A 1,512-nucleotide genomic window follows, 5' to 3' on the forward strand; every position below is an offset into this window, starting at 1 on the left:
AGGTGAGGTCAGGCTGGTTTGGGGATGGCGGCGATTGTGTTGAACACGGCGACGATGGCGGTGGCCCAGGGCCACGTTTCGGGGATCTTCACTTTTCGCCGTCGTCCGCTACGAGTCAGCCGGGCTGCCACGTGCAGGAAGCGGTAGCGCAGCGCTTTGGGCTCGCACAAGGCCAGAACTGCGGCCGCGCCGATGCAGGCCAGCATCCGGGTCCAGGCCACGAGATCCGCGGCGATCATCACCGCCACCAGCCAGGCCTGATTGAGCGCGAATTCCCGTGAGGGCAGACGGCCGAGCCCGGTGTCTTTCGCGTGGCGGATCCGGTCCTCAACCCGGGCGTGAGCCCGATGCCTGGCCTCGAGGAACTGCAGCTGACCAGTGATGGTGTTGGTCACGAACGCCTGGTAGCGCCACCCGTCGATCTCCTCGAACATCGACAACTGGGCGCCGGGGTGGGGCCGTTCGCGGCGCACGATCACCCGCATCCCGTCCGGCCACTTCGCGAGCATCCTGGAGGCGAGCAACCCGGTCAGCTCAGCAACTTCAGCCCCGTCCCGGATGTCGCCGGAGGGATTCAACGCTGGCCCCCACGCAGCCTCGGGAGCGATCGCAATGGCCCGGCGCAACGGGGCGGTGACCGAGAACCCGACCGAGTACTCCACCCGTCGACCGCGGATGCCGTTCTGTTCGGTGATCCAATCCAGAAGGTCATGGGAGGCACCGGCGCCGTCGGAGCGGATCAGCAGGTCGCGCCGGTGAGCGGCGGGGATCTGGGCGATTGCTTGGCCCAGGACGTCGATGTGGTCGGCGGCGGTGTTTGACCCGGCGTTGCCCGGGCGCAGGCTCGCGGCGAGGAACTCTTCTGTGTTGTCGCACCACACGCCGATCGGGTGGTACCCGAACGTGCGCTTGTACGTCGGCGCGGCGTTCTCCTTCTCGCTGTGGGTGACCACGATGGTGGCGTCCACATCGAGCACGATCGTCGATCCGAGGTCCCGACCTGCACATTTGGATGCGGGAACCCCGCCGGGCAGGTGGGACCACACGTGACGCCGGGTACGGGCCCGCGCGACTTGGATCTTCTTACGCTTGCCGGCAGTGATCTCGTCCAGGGTCCGCCACACCGTCGGTGCTGAGGCCACCGGGCCCAGGGCGCCGGACTGGTGGCGCAGGACGCCGATGTCGGAGATGGACTCGCCGCCATCGGCGAGCATCACCGCGACATCGGTCAACACCCGGCCGCGGTCATGGATCGGGATGAACCGGCGGCGAGCCATGGCCCCTGACAGCTCGGTGGTCAGACCGACCTGATCAGCCAGAAGGCGTGGAGCGATGGCGCCGGCGTGAGAGATCACCCCGACACCATCGGCAGTAACGGACAGACCAGCCGACCACGAAGTACGCTTCACCTACCGAGTGCTTTCTGCTTGAGGACCTGGAGCTCTAGACAAGTCCCAGTTTCCCCTGTTCAGGAAGCACTTCGGTCTATTTTCGCCCAGCGATCCGCAGATT

The 1,512-nt window shown here is 66.5% G+C and carries 1 protein-coding gene; it reads right to left on the reverse strand.

What is annotated here, in order from left to right; all coding sequences use genetic code 11:
- Positions 1-8: 8 nt before the first annotated feature.
- Positions 9-1,409, reverse strand: coding sequence for an IS1380 family transposase (locus DPA01S_RS15980; RefSeq protein ID WP_061917912.1), 1,401 nt, complete (start codon positions 1,407-1,409; stop codon positions 9-11).
- Between the last annotated feature and the right edge of the window lie 103 nt (positions 1,410-1,512).

Source organism: Dietzia papillomatosis NBRC 105045 (assembly GCF_001570845.1).
Taxonomy (GTDB): domain Bacteria; phylum Actinomycetota; class Actinomycetes; order Mycobacteriales; family Mycobacteriaceae; genus Dietzia; species Dietzia cinnamea.